At 69.4% G+C, this 16,005-nt stretch carries 17 protein-coding genes; 7 read left to right on the top strand and 10 right to left on the bottom strand.

Going from position 1 to position 16,005, the window contains the following annotated elements; genetic code table 11:
- Positions 1-32: 32 nt before the first annotated feature.
- The 4 genes from FWJ24_RS01845 to FWJ24_RS01830 form a co-directional block, all read right to left on the bottom strand.
- Entirely contained in the window at positions 33-1,265 is a 1,233-nt protein-coding gene (locus FWJ24_RS01845; RefSeq protein ID WP_150286067.1) for an ABC transporter permease, read from the bottom strand.
- Positions 1,266-1,275: 10 nt separating this feature from the next.
- Positions 1,276-2,019, bottom strand: coding sequence for an ABC transporter ATP-binding protein (locus tag FWJ24_RS01840; protein ID WP_281291930.1), 744 nt, complete (start codon positions 2,017-2,019; stop codon positions 1,276-1,278).
- Complete coding sequence (locus FWJ24_RS01835; RefSeq protein WP_166443550.1) at positions 2,019-3,737, bottom strand: HlyD family secretion protein; 1,719 nt, start codon at positions 3,735-3,737, stop codon at positions 2,019-2,021. The genes FWJ24_RS01840 and FWJ24_RS01835 overlap by 1 nt, the downstream gene beginning before the upstream one ends.
- A gap of 82 nt (positions 3,738-3,819) precedes the next feature.
- Complete coding sequence (locus FWJ24_RS01830; protein ID WP_150286065.1) at positions 3,820-4,746, bottom strand: polyprenyl synthetase family protein; 927 nt, start codon at positions 4,744-4,746, stop codon at positions 3,820-3,822.
- 206 nt (positions 4,747-4,952) lie between these two features.
- Here FWJ24_RS01830 and rpmF point away from each other — a divergent pair, with 206 nt between their 5' ends.
- A complete protein-coding gene (gene rpmF, locus FWJ24_RS01825; protein WP_150286064.1) occupies positions 4,953-5,138 on the top strand; it encodes a 50S ribosomal protein L32 in 186 nt (61 codons plus the stop codon).
- Positions 5,139-5,232: 94 nt separating this feature from the next.
- On the opposite strand, the gene FWJ24_RS01820 is transcribed toward rpmF, so the two are convergent.
- Complete coding sequence (locus tag FWJ24_RS01820) at positions 5,233-5,475, bottom strand: hypothetical protein (protein WP_150286063.1); 243 nt, start codon at positions 5,473-5,475, stop codon at positions 5,233-5,235.
- Positions 5,476-5,624: 149 nt separating this feature from the next.
- On the opposite strand from FWJ24_RS01820, the gene FWJ24_RS01815 reads away from it, so the two are divergent.
- Complete coding sequence (locus tag FWJ24_RS01815; protein WP_150286062.1) at positions 5,625-7,394, top strand: sensor domain-containing phosphodiesterase; 1,770 nt, start codon at positions 5,625-5,627, stop codon at positions 7,392-7,394.
- Positions 7,395-7,403: 9 nt separating this feature from the next.
- On the opposite strand, the gene phaR is transcribed toward FWJ24_RS01815, so the two are convergent.
- Positions 7,404-7,946, bottom strand: coding sequence for a polyhydroxyalkanoate synthesis repressor PhaR (gene phaR / locus FWJ24_RS01810; protein WP_150286061.1), 543 nt, complete (start codon positions 7,944-7,946; stop codon positions 7,404-7,406).
- Between the two features lie 203 nt (positions 7,947-8,149).
- On the opposite strand from phaR, the gene FWJ24_RS01805 reads away from it, so the two are divergent.
- The 3 genes from FWJ24_RS01805 (at position 8,150) to yddG (ending at position 11,114) form a co-directional block, all read left to right on the top strand.
- The gene (locus FWJ24_RS01805) at positions 8,150-9,328 is read left to right on the top strand and encodes an acetyl-CoA C-acetyltransferase (protein WP_150286060.1); all 1,179 of its coding nucleotides are present in this window, start codon (positions 8,150-8,152) and stop codon (positions 9,326-9,328) included.
- Positions 9,329-9,438: 110 nt separating this feature from the next.
- Positions 9,439-10,164, top strand: a complete 726-nt coding sequence (gene phbB / locus FWJ24_RS01800; protein ID WP_150286059.1) for a beta-ketoacyl-ACP reductase — start codon at positions 9,439-9,441, stop codon at positions 10,162-10,164.
- Positions 10,165-10,238: 74 nt separating this feature from the next.
- Positions 10,239-11,114, top strand: a complete 876-nt coding sequence (yddG, locus tag FWJ24_RS01795; RefSeq protein WP_150286058.1) for an aromatic amino acid exporter YddG — start codon at positions 10,239-10,241, stop codon at positions 11,112-11,114.
- 40 nt (positions 11,115-11,154) lie between these two features.
- Here the strand turns inward: yddG and FWJ24_RS01790 are convergent, their stop codons facing one another.
- Positions 11,155-11,610, bottom strand: a complete 456-nt coding sequence (locus tag FWJ24_RS01790; RefSeq protein ID WP_150286057.1) for a cupin domain-containing protein — start codon at positions 11,608-11,610, stop codon at positions 11,155-11,157.
- Between the two features lie 27 nt (positions 11,611-11,637).
- A complete protein-coding gene (gene gloB / locus FWJ24_RS01785) occupies positions 11,638-12,357 on the bottom strand; it encodes a hydroxyacylglutathione hydrolase (RefSeq protein ID WP_150286056.1) in 720 nt (239 codons plus the stop codon).
- 68 nt (positions 12,358-12,425) lie between these two features.
- On the opposite strand from gloB, the gene FWJ24_RS01780 reads away from it, so the two are divergent.
- Positions 12,426-13,175, top strand: a complete 750-nt coding sequence (locus FWJ24_RS01780) for a methyltransferase domain-containing protein (RefSeq protein ID WP_150286055.1) — start codon at positions 12,426-12,428, stop codon at positions 13,173-13,175.
- Between the two features lie 12 nt (positions 13,176-13,187).
- On the opposite strand, the gene metW is transcribed toward FWJ24_RS01780, so the two are convergent.
- A complete protein-coding gene (gene metW / locus FWJ24_RS01775) occupies positions 13,188-13,823 on the bottom strand; it encodes a methionine biosynthesis protein MetW (protein ID WP_150286054.1) in 636 nt (211 codons plus the stop codon).
- Entirely contained in the window at positions 13,820-14,983 is a 1,164-nt protein-coding gene (gene metX, locus FWJ24_RS01770) for a homoserine O-acetyltransferase MetX (RefSeq protein WP_150286053.1), read from the bottom strand. Before metX ends, metW begins: the two co-directional genes overlap by 4 nt.
- A gap of 185 nt (positions 14,984-15,168) precedes the next feature.
- Between metX and FWJ24_RS01765 the strand changes: the two genes are divergently transcribed.
- Positions 15,169-16,002: a chorismate mutase gene (locus FWJ24_RS01765; protein WP_246155470.1), complete on the top strand. Its 834-nt coding sequence runs from the start codon at positions 15,169-15,171 to the stop codon at positions 16,000-16,002.
- Positions 16,003-16,005: the final 3 nt, after the last annotated feature.

Here is a 16,005-nt window from a genome sequence, read left to right as displayed (position 1 = left end):
AAAGATCCTGTCCCGCCCCTGATGCCGGAGGCTCACGCCGCGCGCAAGGCCTCGACCGGATCGAGCCGCGCGGCGCGGAAGGCCGGGTAGAAACCGGAGACGATGCCGACGAGCCCCGAGAACAGCACCGCCGCCGCCACCACCGCGGGGTCGATCAGCAGCGGCCAGCCGGCCGAATGCGCCGAGACGACGGCGATCCCGATTCCGATCGCCACGCCGATCAGCCCGCCGATCAGCGCGATCACCGTCGCCTCGATCAGGAACTGCCCCATCACGTCGCGCGGGCGGGCGCCGACCGCCATGCGCAGGCCGATCTCCCTGGTGCGCTCCGTCACCGAGACCAGCATGATGTTCATGATCCCGATGCCGCCGACGACGAGGCTCACCCCCGCGACGGAGAGCAGCAGCATCGCCAATGTCCGCGCGCTTTCCTCGCGCGTCTGCTGGATCTCGGCGAGGTTGCGGATCGAGAAATCGTCGTCGCGCCCGTCGAGGATCCGGTGCCGCTGGCGGAGCAGCCGGCGCATCTCGTCCTCGGCGGCGGCGATGTCCTCACCCTCGCGCACCTTGACCATGATCTGGTTGACCGAGCGCGTCTTCGCCCGCCCGGTGCCGACGACCCGCTGCCGTGCCGATTGCAGCGGCAGGAGGATGACATCGTCCTGGTCGAGCCCGCCCATGCTCTGGCCCTTGCGGGCCATGACGCCGATCACCGTGAACGGCACGTTCTTGACGCGGATCTCGGCGCCGATGGCGCTGCCACCCTGGAACAATTCGCGCGCCACCGTCTGGCCGACGATCGCGACCTGCCCGCCCCGGCGCGCCTCCTCCTCCGTGAAGCCGCGCCCCTCCTCCACCGCCCAGTCGCGGGCGGTGAAGAAGGCGAGATCGACGCCGATCGCCGTCGTCGACCAGTTGGCCCCGCCCGAAACGAGCTGCACCCCGCCGCGCACGAGCGGCGCCGCCGCTTCCACCGCCGCGATCTCGCCCTGGAGCGCGGCGGCGTCCTGGTCGGTCAGGGTCGCGGCATTGCCGGTGCCGAGCCGCGCACCGGTCAGGGTGACATTGCCGGGGATGATGATGATGAGATTGGCGCCGAGCGCCTGGATCTGCGCGTTGATCCGCTCGCGCGCGCCGTTGCCGACCGCGACCATCGCGATCACCGCCGCGACGCCGATGACGATGCCGAGCATGGTCAGGACCGAGCGCAGGGCATGGGCGCGAATGGCGGCAAGCGCGGTGAGAAGCGCGTCGGCAAGGCTCATCGGCGCGCCCTCACGCTGCCTCGGCCCAGGATGCGAGCGCGGCGGCGGCATCCTTCGGGGTCTGGCGCTGATCGGCGACGATCCGGCCGTCGCGGAAGCGGATCACGCGGGCGGCGAATGCGGCGACATCGGCCTCATGGGTGACGATGATCACCGTCATGCCCTCGCGGTTGAGGTTCTGGAACAGCGCCATGATGTCGAGCGAGGTGCGGCTGTCCAGCGCGCCGGTCGGCTCGTCGGCGAGCAGCACGGCGGGCCCGTTGACGAGCGCGCGCGCGATCGCCACGCGCTGCTGCTGCCCGCCGGAAAGCTGGAGCGGCAGATGTCCCATCCGGTCCGCGAGGCCGACCCGCGCCAGCGCCGCCCGGGCCCGCTCGGCGCGCAGCCGCGCCGGAACGCCGGCATAGAGCATCGGCAATTCGACATTGCCGAGTGCATCGACCCTCTGGAGCAGGTTGAACTGCTGGAACACGAAGCCGATCTCGCGGTTGCGCGTCGCGGCGAGTTCGGCGGTGGAAAGCCGCGACACCTCGCGGCCCTTGAGCCGGTAGGAGCCGCCGCTCGGCTGGTCGAGGCAGCCAATCAGGTTCATGAAGGTCGATTTGCCCGAGCCCGACGGCCCCATCACCGCGACGAATTCGCCGGCCGCGATGGAGGTCGTCACCCCGCCGAGCGCCACCACGCGCTCGCTGCCCATCCGGAACTCGCGGGCGAGGTCCCGGACATCGACGAGGGGTGCGGCGGTCTCCGCCATCATAGCCCGAATCGGAAGCTCGATGACGGGCGCGCCAGCTTGCCCGCCGCACCGAGCCCGGTGATCACGCTGTCGCCGGCGCGCAGATCGCCGGAGAGCATTTCGGTGAAGCTGCCGTCATTGGCGCCGAGCCGGACATTGACGGCACGCGGATTGCCCTTCTCGTCCGGTACGAAGACGCGGCCGGGAACCCCGCCGGCGCTGCGCGCCATGGCACCGCTCGCCCGCTGCCGGCGCGCCTCGGCGAGGGCGCGGTAGGCGCCGCGCTGCTCGGGCGTGAGAAGCTCTTCAACCGCGCGAGTGAAGCGCTGGCGCGCCTGCCGCGCCATCTCGCGGCGCGCATTGGGGTCGCTTCCGGCGGCGGCGATCTCCGCGCGCATCCGGGTCGCGAGCGCCTCGACCTCCCGCACCTGCTCCGGCGCAAGCTTGAGATCGCGCGTCAGTCCCTCGACGATCGCCGCGACCGGGCGCGGCCCGGAGCCGCCCGCAGCCGCCGCATCCCCCGCGGGACCCGCGAAGGGGCCGGCACCATCCTCGCCCGGCGCAGGGGGGCCGGCATTGCCCGCGCCGCTCCCGGCCGCGCGCGGGGTTCCCGCCGGCTGCCAGCGTAGCGCGGCATTGGGGATGCGCAGCACATCGGCCTTGCGATCGGTGAAGATGCGCAGATTGGCCGTCATGCCCGGCAGCAGCGCCATGTCCTCGTTCGCGACCTCGACCACCGTCGTGTAGATGACGACATTCTGCACGTTCTGCGATCCGAGGCGGATCTGCTTCACGCGGCCGCGAAAGGTGCGGGCGGGATAGGCGTTGACGGAGAATTCCACCTCCTGCCCGGGCTGAACGCGCCCGACATCGGCCTCGTCGAGATTGACATAGATCTCGATCAGCTTGAGATCCTGCGCGACGAGGAACAGCGTCGGCGATTGCAGCGAGGCCGCGACCGTCTGTCCCAGTTCGACATTGCGCTGGATGACCACGCCGTCGACCGGCGAGCGGATCTCGGAATTGGCGAGATCGACCTCGATCTGCCGCACCTGCGCCTCGGCCTTCAGCACCTGCGCGTCACCGGCGCGCTTCTGCGCCTCGATCACCTTGAGATCGGCGTCGAGCGCCGCGATCTGCGCGCGCGAGGAGGCGATCTGCGCCTCCGCCGAGCGGATCGCCGCCGCCTGGCTGTCGCGCTGGGTCGTGGCGGATTGCAGCGCGACATCGCTGGCGATGCCGCGCGCCTTCAGCGCCTGCTGGCGCTCGAACGTCGTTTCGGCATCGTCGAACATCGTCTGCGCGCGCTGGCGCTGCGCCTGCATGTCGGCGAGGGTCGCTTCGGCGCGGCGGAGATCGGCGCGGTTCTTCTCGGCCTGCGCATCGGTGAGCTGGCGCGCCGCGCGGGCCTGGGCGAGATCGGCGCGGGCGCCGTCGAGCCGCGCCGTCAGCGTGTCGCGGTTGAGCCGCGCCAGCACCTGGCCGGCCTTCACCTGGCTGTTGTAATCGGCAAGGATCTCGACCACCTGCCCGGAAAGCTGGGAGCCGACGATCACGGTCGTCGTCGGCGTCACGGTCCCGGTCGCCGAGACGGCGGCGATGATCGATCCGCGCTCAATCTTCTCGACGCGGAAGCGCTGGCCGGCATCGGCCCGCTCCTCGGCCTTGCGGGACGCGAAGGCCCAGGCGCCGAGCCCGGCGACAAGAACCGCGAGAATAAGGAATGCCTTGCGCATGCCGCTTTCTTTAGCAAAGCGGCAATGCCGGCGCATGTGAAAGCTTGGTAATCTCCGCGAGCCTGGCAATCCCACGCCGGGTTCAGCGGTCGCGGGCGCGGTTGAACTCGAGCAGCGCGACGAGCGTCGCCGCGCGATCGCCGAAGGCCGCGGCGAGCGCCGCGCGTCCCCGTTCCGTCACCCGGTCGAGTTCGGCGCGCGCCCCCTCGATGCCGAGCAGGCCGACGAAGGTCGCCTTCCCCACCGCCGCATCCTTCGCAAGCGCCTTGCCGACGGAAGCCGCATCGCCCTCGACATCGAGGAGATCGTCGCGAATCTGGAAGGCGAGGCCCAGCGCCTGGCCGTAGATCCGCAGCGCGCGCCGCTCCACGCCCCCCGCACGCGGCGCGAGGATCGCGCCGGCCTCGACCGCGAAGGCGATCAGCGCCCCGGTCTTGAGCGCCTGGATGCGCCGGATCGCCGCCGCCCCGGTGCGGCGTCGGCGGGGCGGTTCGAACCGTCCCTCGGCGGCGAGGTCGAGCATCTGCCCCCCCACCATGCCGTCCATGCCCGCCCCCCGCGCCAGCGCCGCAACGAGGCGGGCGCGCCGGCCAGGACTAACCGGCGCGGCGGCAAGCGCGGCGAAGCCGAGCGTCAGCAAAGCGTCGCCCGCCAGGATCGCCGTTGCTTCGTCGAAGGCCCGGTGCACCGTCGGCTGCCCGCGCCGGAGATCGTCGTCATCCATGGCCGGCAGGTCGTCATGGACAAGCGAATAGCAATGGACGAGTTCGAGCGCCGCCGCGACCGCGACCGGCGCCGCGCCGGTGACGCCGAACAGCCGGGCGGATTCGAGCACCAGGAACGGCCGCATGCGCTTGCCGCCGTTGAGCACGGCATGGCGCATCGCCGCGACGAGCCGGGGTGGCCGGCGCCCTTCGGCAAGCAAGGCCTCGAGCGCCGCGCGCACCGTCTCCTGCGCCGCGCCGAGCCGCGCCTCGAACCCCGCCTGCTCCGCATCATCCGCCCGCATCGCCCGCTCCGCCCTGGCTCTCGTTCCGCCCCGGCATTAGGATTGTTTGAGCGCCGCGCCAAGCGCGACGCGCGCCCCGACGCTTCTTGCGACTTTGCGCTGGCGTTTCGCGTCGCTTGCGATTATAGAGCGCGCTTCGCTTTCACCCCAGATATCGATCTGGCTGCCGGTCCGGCCTGCCCCGGACCAATCCGAGGAGTTCGACCATGGCCGTTCCGAAAAAGAAGGTCTCGCGCATGAAGCAGGGGCATCGCCGCTCCGCCGATGCGATTGCCGCCCCGACCTATGTCGAGGACAAGAACACGGGCGAGCTTCGCCGTCCGCACCATATCGATCTGAAATCCGGCATGTATCGCGGCCGTCAGGTCCTCACGCCGAAGGATGCCGGCTGACGCCGCACCCGCCTGACGCGGCGGATAGAACCCGGCCCTGGCCGGGCTTTTTTCTGCGCGGAGGGCGCTGGCCCTCCTTTGGAAGCGCAGTTCTTCAGGCCATGGCCTGCAATTGCGGGGCACAGGGCCGCTGCGCCGAAGGCCGGTTGGCGAGCGCTTCGCCATAGGCATGCTCGCGCTGGTCCGCGCGATCGGCGCGGCCGAGGCTGGCGGAGCGGCCGACCCCCTGCTCGATCATGATCTGAACCAGGAAGGGGCCGGACCGTTGCGGCATGGCACGGCCGGACGGCGCCGCTGCGCCGGAATGATACGGGACGGGAATGGTTGTGCTGCTCATGCCCCTGAACCGGCAAGCCTCGTGCCAGCCCCCAGCCGCCGCCGTAAGCCTTCATTTAGGCTTCGCCGATCATAACAGCGATCGGCCGGCTTTACCCGCGCGCTCGGGTTCGGGATCGGCCTGTTCGGAATGGACCGGAACGGACCAAGATGATTCAGGATCTCGGGCTCGCCGCAGGATACGGGAGCATCGCGCCACGGCCTGAGCCGGATACGGCACCTTCCGGTGTGCAACTCGCGCTCGCAAGCGGCGAGGATCCGGGCGAGGCGGTCTATTCCTGGAACATCGAAACCGACCAGATGGTCTGGAACGCCGATGCGGCGCCGCTCTTCGGCGTCAGCGAACCGGTCCTGCTCGCCGCCGGCACGAGTTTCGCGACATTGATCGACCAGGCGAGCCCCACCTCGCGCCATGCCGAAATCTTCGAGAGCAACCGCAAGGACCCCGGCACCGGCGTACCGTTCTCGACCCGCTATCTTGTCAATCCGGCACCGGGACTCCGGTTCTGGATCGAGGATTGCGGTCGCTGGTTCGCGAACGAGGCAGGCCGGCCGCGGCTCGTCCACGGCACCTGCCGCCGCGTCCTGGCACCGACCGCGCAGGAACTCGCGCTGGCCGCGAAGCGCCATTTCGACCCCGCGACCGGCGCGCTGACCCGCGCCGATTTCTGCAATGCGCTCGCCCATGCCATCGAGGCCAATGCGCGGGATTCGCGCGGGCTGGTGGTGATGATGGTGGCGATCGACGATCTCCAGCAGATGAACCGGACCTATGGCTACCAGATCGGCGACGAGGTGATCGCCGCCATCGCCCGGCGCCTGCGCGGCATGATCCGCCGCCGCGACATTCTCGGCCGCTATGCCAGCAACAAGATCGGGCTGGTCCTCGCGCCGAGCGGCCCGGAGCACATGGAATTCATCGCGGCGCGGCTCGCAAGCGGGGTGCGCTCCGCCCCCATCGATACCAGCGCCGGACCGATCCCCGCGGCGATCCGGATCGGCGGCGTTTCCGTGCCCGACGAGGCGCGCACGACGATGGAGGCGCTACATGCCTGCGAGGAGGCCCTGACCGACGCACATGAGCGCGCGGATTCGGCCTTCGCCGCCTTCTCCGCCGATCCGGAAATCCGCCGCCGCCGCTCCGCGAACCGCGAATCAACCGACACCGTGCTCTCGGCGCTGAACGATCGCCGCATCCGCCTCGCCTTCCAGCCGATCATCGCCTCGGCGAGCGGCGAGACCGCGATGTATGAATCGCTCGTCCGGATGGAGACGCCCGACGGCGAGCGCCTCGGCGCCGCGCGGATCGTGCCTGTCGCCGAGCGGCTCGGCTTCCTGCATCTCGTGGACCATCGCGTCACCGAACTCGCGATCGAGGCCCTGCGCGCCCGACCGGACGTGACGCTCAGCGTCAATGTCGGCGTCAACACCGCCCTGCATCCGGACTGGATGGCCGCGTTCCGCGCGCAGCTCGCGCCCGATCCCGATATCGCCCGGCGGCTGATCGTCGAGATCACCGAAACCGCGTTGATCGAGGACATCCAGGCCGCCCGGCGGCTGATCGAGGGCATCAAGGAACTCGGCGCCCGCGTCGCGATCGACGATTTCGGCGCCGGTCACACCTCGTTCCGCAACATGCGGCTGCTGCCGATCGACATCCTCAAGATCGACGGCAGCTTCATCAAGAATCTCGCGCGCTCCGCGGATGACCGCTTCTTCGTCCAGACCCTGCTCCAGCTCGCGCGCCATCTCGGCATCGCGACGGTCGCGGAATGGGTGCAGGACGAGGAGACGCTGGCGCTGCTGACCGCATGGCGGGTGGAGTATATCCAGGGCGACTTCCTCGGCCCGGCGCAGGATTGCCTGCCGTCGCGCGCCGATGCGGCCCCGCAGAACCCTGCCCTGCGGCGCCGCGCCTGAGCCCGACCTTCAGCGCGGCTTGCGGCCGCCCGGCTTGGTCTCGGTTTCCTCCGGGGCGGTGCCTGCGGAAGGGAACGGCGAGAAGGCGCGCATCGCCTCCTGGAACAGCGCCATGTTGTTGCGGGCCTGCTCCTCCAGCGCTGCCATCGCGCCGGGGCCGAACACGCCGCTCGTGAAGGCATTGGTGCCGAAGCTCTTCGTCATCTGCTCGCGCAGCTTCTGCTGCTCGGCCATGAAGCGCTCGATCGAGAGTTCGAGATAGCGCGGCACCAGGGCCTGCATGTTGTCGCCGTAGAACTGGATCAGCTGGCGGAGGAAGGTGATCGGCAGCAGGAACTGACCCTTGTTCTCCTGCTCGAAGATGATCTGCGTCAGGACCGACCGCGTGATGTCCTCGCCGGTCTTGGCATCGGTGACCACGAAATTCTCCCCCTGGCGGACCATCAGCGCGAGATCCTCGAGCGTCACGTAGGAACTCGTTCCCGTGTGATAGAGGCGCCGGTTGGCGTATTTCTTGATGATGGTCGGGTCCTTCGCGTTGTGCTCCGCCATTCCTGCTCCCTGTCCGGCATGTTCCGGCCCGGCATGCGCTGTTCGCCGGCTTCGCGTCGGGACATGCACCCGGCGCATTCCGCCGAACCATTCTTAGCGCCGTTTCTGGCTTGACGATAGTTCCTTCGCAAGTGTCATAGTTGGCTTGGAGAATGCGGGCGCCGGACGAGAAGGCCCCCCGAGGCCCGGGCAAGGAGAGCGAGATGTCCACCAATTCGATTGTGATCGCGAGTGCGGCGCGGACGGCGGTTGGCGCCTTCGGCGGTGCCTTTGCCGAGGTTCCGGCGCATGATCTCGGCGCCGCGGCGATCCGGGGCGCGCTCGGCCGCGCCAAGGTTGAGGGCGCCGAGGTGGACGAGGTGATCATGGGGCAGGTGCTCGCCGCCGGGCAGGGCCAGAACCCGGCCCGCCAGGCGGCGATGGCCGCCGGCATCCCCCAGGAAAGGACCGCCTGGGGCCTCAACCAGCTCTGCGGCTCCGGCCTGCGCGCCGTGGCGATCGGCATGCAGCAGATCAAGAGCGACGACGCGCGGATCATCGTCGCCGGCGGTCAGGAATCGATGACGCTTGCCCCGCACGCCGCCTATCTCCGCTCCGGCGTGAAGATGGGCGAGATGAAAATGCTCGACACCATGATCAAGGACGGGCTGTGGGATGCGTTCCACGGCTACCATATGGGCCAGACCGCCGAGAACGTCGCCGCGAAATGGCAGCTGACGCGCGAGGAGCAGGACATCTTCGCGGTCGCCTCGCAGAACAAGGCCGAGGCTGCCCAGAAGGCCGGGAAATTCAAGGACGAGATCGTCCCGGTGACGGTGAAGACCCGCAAGGGCGATGTCGTCGTCGAAGCGGACGAATATCCCCGCCACGGCTCCACGGTCGAGGCGATGGCCAAGCTTCGCCCCGCCTTCACGAAGGACGGAACGGTCACCGCCGGCAATGCCTCCGGCATCAATGACGGCGCCGCCGCCGTCGTGCTGATGAGCGAGGCGGAAGCCGGGCGGCGCGGCCTCACGCCGCTCGCCCGCATCGTCTCCTGGGCCACCTGCGGCGTCGACCCCGCCATCATGGGCACCGGGCCGATCCCCGCCTCGCGCAAGGCGCTCGAAAAGGCCGGCTGGAAGATCGGCGATCTCGATCTCGTGGAAGCCAACGAAGCATTTGCGGCGCAGGCGCTGGCGGTCAACAAGGATCTCGGGTGGGATCCGGCGATCGTCAATGTCAATGGCGGCGCGATCGCGATCGGCCATCCGATCGGTGCCTCGGGCGCGCGCATCCTCAACACGCTGCTGTTCGAGATGCAGCGGCGCGGCGCGAAAAAGGGCCTCGCAACCCTCTGCATCGGCGGCGGCATGGGCGTCGCCATGTGCGTGGAGCGCTGAAACCCGGTATCCGGGCGCGCGATCCCGCGAGACAGGCACCGGGGCCCGAGCCCCGGCGCCCCATAAAATAAGTCGGCGAAACGCCGCATGAATCCGGAGGAGGAGACGGAATGACCCGAGTGGCATTGGTGACTGGCGGCTCGCGCGGCATCGGCGCGGCGATCTCGAAAGCGTTGCAGGCGGCCGGCTACAGGGTGGCCGCGAATTACGCCGGCAACGACGAGGCGGCCGCCGCCTTCACGAAGGAGACCGGCATCCCGACCTATAAATGGGATGTCTCGGATTTCGACGCCTGCGCGGCGGGGATCGCCAGGGTCGAAGCCGATCTCGGCCCTGTCGAGGTGCTCGTCAACAATGCCGGCATCACCCGCGACAGCATGTTCCACCGCATGACGAAGGACCAGTGGAACGCGGTCATCAACACCAATCTCAATTCGCTGTTCAACATGACGCGCCCGGTCTGGGAGGGCATGCGGGCGCGGAAATTCGGCCGCGTCATCTGCATCTCCTCCATCAACGGCCAGAAGGGCCAGATGGGCCAGGCGAATTATTCCGCCGCCAAGGCCGGCGATGTCGGGTTCGTCAAGGCGCTGGCGCAGGAGGGCGCGCGGGTCGGCATCACCGTCAACGCCATCTGCCCCGGCTATATCGCGACCGAGATGGTGAAGGCGGTGCCGCAGGACGTGCTGGAGAAATCGATCCTGCCGCATATCCCGGTCGGCCGGCTCGGCGAGCCGGAGGAAATCGCCCGTGCGGTCGTGTTCCTCGCGGCGGACGAGGCCGGTTTCATCACCGGTTCGACGCTCTCCGCCAATGGCGGGCAATACATGGTGTGAGCCCCGGCGGGGCGGCAGCGGGGCCGGGCGACCGGCCCCTTTCCTTTTGTCGCCGCCGCGACTATCCCGCGGGCATGCCGCGCCTTTCCCTGCCCGAACATGTCTCTTTGCCCACCCTTGCCGGCCTCGGAGCCATCCTGCTCTGGGGGCTCCTCGCACTGCTGACCGATCTCACGGCCGGCGTGCCGCCCTTCCTGCTGACAGCGCTGACCTTCGCGATCGGCGGCGGGCTGGGGCTTGCCCTTGTCGCCCTGCGGGGCGGATTGCACCGGCTGCGCCAGCCTCCCGCCGCCTGGGCGCTGGGGCTCGGCGGGCTCTTCGGCTACCATGCCGTCTATTTTGCGGCGCTCAAGGCTGCACCGGCGGCGGAGGCGAGCCTGATCGCCTATCTCTGGCCGCTGCTCATCGTGCTGTTCTCGGGCCTTCTGCCCGGCGAGCGGCTGGGCGCGCGGCCGGTATTCGGCGCGCTGCTCGGCTTTTCGGGCGTGGCGCTTCTGGCACTGGCCAAGGGCGGGTTCGGCGCCGGCGATGCGGTTCCGCTGCTCGGCTACGGGCTCGCGCTTGCCTGTGCCTTCATCTGGTCGGGCTATTCGGTGCTTTCGCGGCGGATGTCGGCGGTGCCGACCGAGGCGGTGGCCGGCTTCTGCCTCGCCACGGCCCTGCTTGCGGCGCTGGCGCATCTCGCGCTCGAACCGGCGCATTGGCCGGCGGAGGGACGGGTCTGGGGCGCGATCCTGCTGCTCGGGCTCGGTCCGGTCGGCGCGGCGTTCTTCCTGTGGGATCTCGGCATGAAGCGCGGCGATATCCGCTTCCTCGGCACCGCCTCCTACGCCGCGCCGGTGATCTCGACGCTGGCGCTGGTCGCGGCCGGCCGGGCGGCGGCGGGCTGGCCGCTGGCGCTCGCCTGCGCACTCATCGTCGGCGGGGCCGTCATCGCCCGCCCGCGCTGATCAGGCGGGGCGGCGCCAAGGGGCCGCTCACGCAGCGGCGTCAGCCTCCCGGCCGGCGCGGCACAGGACGCCAGCCCGGCGGCGCCATTTCGAAGCCGGCAAACTCGAAGCCCGGCGCCACCGTGCAGCCGACGAGCGTCCAGGCGCCGAGGCTTGTCGCGCATTGCCAATGCCCGGCGGGAACGACGATCTGCGGCCGCTGCCCGGCCGCGAGCGCGGGGCCGAGATGGCGCGCTTCCGCGTCATGGCCGTTGGGGCTGATGGTGAGCACCAGCGGCGCCCCGGCATAGAAATGCCAGATCTCGGCCGCATCGACACGATGCCATTCCGAAACCTCGCCGGCTTCGAGCAGGTAATAGATCGCCGTTCCGCAGGACCGCCCGTCCGCCCCGGCGCGCGGATCGCGGAAGGTCTCGCGGTAATGCCCGCCCTCGGGATGGGGGTGGAGATCGAGCAGCGCGATGATATCGCGCGCCGGCAGGGAGGATTCGAGCATGACGTCCCCGATGGAAAGCAGATATTCCTAGAAGGTGTTCTTGGCCTCGCGCCGGGCGGCGAACTCGGCGAGATCGCGCGCGCGGACGAAGACATTGGTCGCCTTCTCCTCGCCGACGCTGGTCGGGACGGTGAACACCCCCGCCGCGCGCAGCGCCTCGACCGCCGCCAGCCGCGCCGCGATCGCCGGGTTCTCCGGCTCGACATGCGCGCAGAATCTGGCATTGGCGATCGTGTATTCGTGCCCGCAATAGATCCGGGTGGCATCCGGCAGCGCGGCAATGCGCCGGATCGAGGCATGAAGCGCCTCGGCGGTCGAATCGAGGATGCGCCCGCAGCCCATCACGAACAGCACGTCGCCGACAAAGATCGCGTTTTCGGAGCGGAGATAATAGGCGACGTGATCGGCGCAATGCCCCGGCGCGTCCCAGACCTCGGCGACGAGCCTGCCGATCTCGACCCGATCGCCTTCGCCGACGAAACGATCGGCGCCCGGCAGCTCCGCCCGCGCGCCCTTCGGCGCCACGACCTTGACTCCGTAGCGCGCGACAAGCGGCGCCACGGCCTCGATATGGTCGAAATGCCGATGGGTGACGAGGATCATGTCGAGCGTCCAGCCGCGCCGCGCCAGCGCCGCCTCGGTTGCCGCGAGATCGCCGGCATCGATCGCCGCGACGATCCCCGTGGCGGGGTCGCGGATCAGGATGCCGTAATTGTCGCTGCGGCAGAGGAAGAGTTCGATCTCCATGACGCTCTTTCCCTTTCTCGCAGATCCCCGGCTTCACGCGGGCGGCGTTTCCTGTCAGGTTCTAGCGCATGCATCTCGACATCGTCGATCTCAAATCCTTCTATGCGAGCCCGCTCGGCGAGGTGGCCCGGCGGATGATCCTGCGCGGCATTCGTGCGCGCTGGGATTCGCTCTCCGGGCTCGCCCTGCTCGGACTCGGCTATCCCGGCCCCTATCTCGACATCCTGCGCGAGGGCACGGAGCGCAGCCTCGCCTTCATGCCGGCGCGGCAGGGCGTCATCGCCTGGCCGTCGCGCCAGCTTTCCGCCGCGAGCCTGGTCGAGGCGACCGACATGCCGCTGCGCGATTCGGTGGTCGACCGCATCCTCGTCATCCATGCCCTCGAAACCTCGGAGGATCCGGCGCAGCTCATGGCCGAACTCTGGCGCGTTCTGGCGCCGGGCGGCCAGATCATGATCGTGGTGCCGAACCGCCGCGGCCCCTGGGCCAGGCGCGATTCCACGCCCTTCGGCCATGGTCAGCCGTTCTCGCGCCGCCAGCTCACCACCCTGCTGAAACAGGCGCTGTTCACGCCCACCCATTGGGGCGAGGCGCTCTATGTGCCGCCGGTGCAGCGCCAGTTCTTCCTGCGCAGCGCGCTGGCCTGGGAGCGGGTCGGCGCCGCCCTGGCCCTGCCATTCTCCGGGATTTACGTCATCGAGGCGACGAAGCAGGTCTATCGCCCGGCGCTTGCCGGCAAGGCGCAACGAATCCGGGGCTTGCTGGAACCGATCCTGGTGCCGAGCGGCGGCGGTGCCGCCGGCCGCTGGACGCCCTGAAAGAAAGCCGACTTACTTCCCGCGCGCCAGCCAGAAGATCCCCTGCTCCGCCATCAGGTTCCAGAACCACCACGGCATCCGCACGCCCACCGGCCGGCCGGCCGCGTCCAGCGCCTCGGCGCGCATGATCCGCGCATCGAGCGCGCCGGCCAGCGCCACGAAATCGCGGATGGTGCAGAAATGGATGTTCGGCGTGTCATACCAGGTATCCGGCAGGTTCTCGGTCACCGGCATCCGGCCGTGGAGCAGCAGATGCCCGCGGATCCGCCAATGGCCGAAATTCGGGAAGGAGACGATGGCATTGCGGCCGATGCGGAGCATCTGCTCCAGAACCACCTTCGGCCGCCGCGTCGCCTGGAGGGTCTGCGACAGGATCACGTAATCGAAGCAATCATCGGGATAATCGAAGAGGTCGGCATCCGCGTCGCCCTGGATCACCGCCAGCCCGCGCGCGACGCAGGCCGCGACACCCTCGCGGGACAATTCGATGCCGCGCGCATCGACCGCCTTGGCCCGCGCGAGAAAATCGAGCAGCGCCCCATCGCCGCAGCCGACATCAAGCACCCGCGCCCCCGCCGCGACCATGCCGGCGACGAGCCGGTGATCGGCGCGCACAAGCGGCAGAATGCCATGTTCCGGCCCGGTCATCGGCCCGCCTCCGCCACGCCGCGCGCCCGCGCCGCCGCATCAAGGAAGCCGGAGGCGGTGGCGAACAGGTTTGGCTCCTCGAGCAGGAAGGCGTCGTGCCCCTTGTCGCTCTCGATCTCGACGAAGGAGACCGAGGCGCCGGCGGCGTTGAGCGCATGCACGATCTGCCGGCTGTCGGCGGTCGGGAACAGCCAGTCCGAGGTGAAGGAGATCAGGCAGAACCGCGTGCCGGTGCCGCGGAAGGCCGCCGCCAGCGAGCCGCCATTGTCGGCGGCGAGATCGAAATAATCCATCGCCCGCGTCAGATAGAGATAGGAATTGGCGTCGAACCGCTCAACGAAAGTGATCCCCTGATGGCGGAGATAGGATTCGACCTGGAAATCCGCGTCGAACGAGAAGGTCGGCGCGTCGCGGTCCTGAAGCTTGCGGCCGAATTTCCGCTGCAGGGCCGGCTCGGAGAGATAGGTGATGTGGGCGGCCATGCGCGCAACGGAAAGGCCCTTTACCGGCCGGGTGCCTTCGAGCATGTAGCGCCCGCGCCGCCAATCCGGATCCGCCATCACGGCCTGGCGCCCCACCTCGTGGAAGGCGATGTTCTGCGCCGTGTGCTTGGCGGCGGAGGCGATCGGCATCGCGGCGAAGACCCGTTCCGGGAACAGCGAGGCCCAGGCCAGAACCTGCATGCCGCCCATCGACCCGCCCACCACCGCGAGCAGGGTCTCGATCCCGAGATGATCGACGAGCCGCGCCTGTGCCCGCACCATGTCGGAGATGGTCACCACCGGAAAGGCCGTGCCATAGGGCTCGCCGGTGGCCGGATCGGTCGAAGCCGGCCCGCTTGATCCCATGCAGCCGCCGATGACATTGGCGCAGATCACGAAGAAACGGTCGGTGTCGATCGGCCGCCCCGGCCCCACCATGCTGGTCCACCAGCCGGGTTTTCCGGTCACGGGATGGATGTTGGCGACATGCTGGTCGCCGGTCAGCGCGTGGCAGATGAGCACGGCATTGGCGCGCGCGGCATCGAGCCGCCCATAGGTCTGATAGGCGATCTGGAGTGGCGCGATCGTCGCGCCCGATTCGAGCGTGAGCGCCGCCTCCGGCGCGAGCCGCAGCACCTCGGATCGCGGTGTGTCGGCTTCGGTGTTGCGCGGTGCCATGTCTGTCCGGTCTGGCGGCGCGGGACCGCGCCGGTTCGTCGAGCGTTTTTTCTTTAGGTAGCGCCGTCCGTCTTAACGAACAAGCGCTTTCAACGCAACGCCCCGCTCTTGCCGCACCGCCGGAACCGGGCCTATCTCAGATGCGTACATCGCCGGCAGCCGCACAGCCCGACAGGAGCCCCATCGTGACCGACCCCCGCCCCGTCCTCGGCCAGCTGCGCGAGGAGATCGACCGGATCGACGGCGCCATTCACGCGCTGCTCGTCGAGCGCGGCGCGGTGGTCGGCCGCGTCATCGCGGCCAAGCGGGCGGCGGGCGATGCCGGCTCCGCCTTCCGCCCCGATCGCGAGGCTGATCTGATGCGCCGTATCGTGCTGCGCAATCCCGGCCGCTGGCCGCTCGACGCGCCCGAGAACATCTGGCGCATCATCCTCGCCACCTCGACCTTCACCCAGATCGCCTACCGGGTTCATGCGGATCTTTCCGGCGGAGAGACGCCGATCCGGGAGAGCATGCGCTTCCATTTCGGGTTCACGGTCCCCTTCGTGCCGGCGGAGCATTCGGCGGCGGTGATCGCCGCGGTTGACGCCTCGGAGGGCGATCTTGGCATGTTCCGCATCGACCAATCCGCGATGCTGGGCGCCTGGTGGAAAGGGCTCGAAGGCCCGCGCGCGCCCAAGATCATCGCGCGGCTGCCCTTCGCCGAACGGCCGGACCATCCGGCGGGCCTGCCGGTCTTCGTCGTCGCGCGCCCGCAGAACGAAGGGCTCGCGCGCGAGACGATCCTCGCCTCGGTGCGCGCCGAGCGCTGGCGCAATCCGGCCGGCGCGGCGCTGGCGGAACTCGGCGCCGAGCTGGTTGCCAGCGCCGGCGATGCGGTGGGCGCGAACCTGCTCATCGCCCATCCGGCCGAAATCCCCGCCCGGGCATTGACGGATGCGCTTGATGCGGCGAAATGCGCGCCGACGCGCTATATCGAGATCGGTTGCCACGCGCACCGCTTCCGCATCGCGCACTGAGAA

It is taken from the genome of Rhabdaerophilum calidifontis, assembly GCF_008641065.1.
Classification (GTDB): domain Bacteria; phylum Pseudomonadota; class Alphaproteobacteria; order Rhizobiales; family Beijerinckiaceae; genus Rhabdaerophilum; species Rhabdaerophilum calidifontis.
The sequence above is the reverse complement of the archived record's forward strand: the minus strand, read 5'-3'. Positions and strand labels throughout refer to the sequence as shown.

Coding starts and splice junctions, on each gene's coding strand:
- FWJ24_RS01845 (WP_150286067.1), bottom strand. CDS start 1,265: ATGAGCCTTGCCGACGCGCTTCTCACCGCGCTTGCCGCCATTCGCGCC.
- FWJ24_RS01840 (WP_281291930.1), bottom strand. CDS start 2,019: ATGGCGGAGACCGCCGCACCCCTCGTCGATGTCCGGGACCTCGCCCGC.
- FWJ24_RS01835 (WP_166443550.1), bottom strand. CDS start 3,737: ATGCGCAAGGCATTCCTTATTCTCGCGGTTCTTGTCGCCGGGCTCGGC.
- FWJ24_RS01830 (WP_150286065.1), bottom strand. CDS start 4,746: ATGCGGGCGGATGATGCGGAGCAGGCGGGGTTCGAGGCGCGGCTCGGC.
- rpmF (WP_150286064.1), top strand. CDS start 4,953: ATGGCCGTTCCGAAAAAGAAGGTCTCGCGCATGAAGCAGGGGCATCGC.
- FWJ24_RS01820 (WP_150286063.1), bottom strand. CDS start 5,475: ATGAGCAGCACAACCATTCCCGTCCCGTATCATTCCGGCGCAGCGGCG.
- FWJ24_RS01815 (WP_150286062.1), top strand. CDS start 5,625: ATGATTCAGGATCTCGGGCTCGCCGCAGGATACGGGAGCATCGCGCCA.
- phaR (WP_150286061.1), bottom strand. CDS start 7,946: ATGGCGGAGCACAACGCGAAGGACCCGACCATCATCAAGAAATACGCC.
- FWJ24_RS01805 (WP_150286060.1), top strand. CDS start 8,150: ATGTCCACCAATTCGATTGTGATCGCGAGTGCGGCGCGGACGGCGGTT.
- phbB (WP_150286059.1), top strand. CDS start 9,439: ATGACCCGAGTGGCATTGGTGACTGGCGGCTCGCGCGGCATCGGCGCG.
- yddG (WP_150286058.1), top strand. CDS start 10,239: ATGCCGCGCCTTTCCCTGCCCGAACATGTCTCTTTGCCCACCCTTGCC.
- FWJ24_RS01790 (WP_150286057.1), bottom strand. CDS start 11,610: ATGCTCGAATCCTCCCTGCCGGCGCGCGATATCATCGCGCTGCTCGAT.
- gloB (WP_150286056.1), bottom strand. CDS start 12,357: ATGGAGATCGAACTCTTCCTCTGCCGCAGCGACAATTACGGCATCCTG.
- FWJ24_RS01780 (WP_150286055.1), top strand. CDS start 12,426: ATGCATCTCGACATCGTCGATCTCAAATCCTTCTATGCGAGCCCGCTC.
- metW (WP_150286054.1), bottom strand. CDS start 13,823: ATGACCGGGCCGGAACATGGCATTCTGCCGCTTGTGCGCGCCGATCAC.
- metX (WP_150286053.1), bottom strand. CDS start 14,983: ATGGCACCGCGCAACACCGAAGCCGACACACCGCGATCCGAGGTGCTG.